This is a genomic window from Bradyrhizobium sp. Mp19, from assembly GCF_029952935.1.
GTDB lineage: Bacteria > Pseudomonadota > Alphaproteobacteria > Rhizobiales > Xanthobacteraceae > Bradyrhizobium > Bradyrhizobium elkanii.
The window spans coordinates 1-707 of record NZ_JASAUT010000191.1; the positions used below are offsets into that span (position 1 = coordinate 1).

General features: G+C 62.5%; 2 protein-coding genes. One reads left to right on the forward strand and one right to left on the reverse strand.

The annotated features are described in order from the left end of the window. Positions 1 to 132: transposase domain-containing protein (locus QJT82_RS45540; RefSeq protein WP_281446744.1), on the forward strand; the 132-nt coding region annotated here is incomplete at its 5' end. Here the strand turns inward: QJT82_RS45540 and QJT82_RS45545 are convergent. Then, positions 133 to 570, reverse strand: coding sequence for a hypothetical protein (locus QJT82_RS45545; RefSeq protein ID WP_018270227.1), 438 nt, complete (start codon positions 568 to 570; stop codon positions 133 to 135). Positions 571 to 707 lie beyond the last annotated feature (137 nt).

Here is a 707-nt window from a genome sequence, read left to right on the forward strand (position 1 = left end):
CCACGGCATTATCTGACCGACGTTCTCGAGCGCATCGTCTCCGGACGCACCAAGATCAATCAGCTGCACACATTGCTGCCGTGGACATGGAAGGCCGAGCGCGATGCTCTGGAGACAAAGCTCGCTGCCTGATCAATTTGACGGGAGGGCGTCGGGAACTTCCTGCGCGTCGCTGGTGTCGTCATAAATCTCTTCGCGGATCACGCGCAGCGTCACCTCGTGCAGATAGACTTGCAGCGCCCTCTCCAGCTCGGTGAACTCCGGCAGCAGAACCTTGTCAACGAAGCCCCGTGACGCGCGGATCATCACCGTGTTGCGTCGCTGGCGGCGGTAACGAAACGGCCGCAGCCCGTATCGGCGGCAAAGTGCCAGAAACAGCTGCCGCGACCATTGGTCAGGAAGTGATAATTGTTGCTCGATCGGTGGATCGTGGCGAGCGAGCTCCTCGACCCGGGCACGCACCCGCTGCAGCGCGGCTTCCGCTGCCAAGCGCTCACCAGCAGTTCCTGCACCCGCGAACAACGCCTCGATCTTCCGAAGCTTCTCGCGCAGCTGCGACTCGCTGGTCATTCTGATCCCCGTTACCCGCTCCAAACCGGGATCACCCCATCACCGCGCGCCGGCAGCGTCAATCATCCCGACCGGGCTATCCAGAGCATTCCGCGCAAGTCAAGCCCGGGCACCAGTGCTCCTCTCGTGACGCTCAC

Coding starts and splice junctions, on each gene's coding strand:
- QJT82_RS45545 (WP_018270227.1), bottom strand. CDS start 570: ATGACCAGCGAGTCGCAGCTGCGCGAGAAGCTTCGGAAGATCGAGGCG.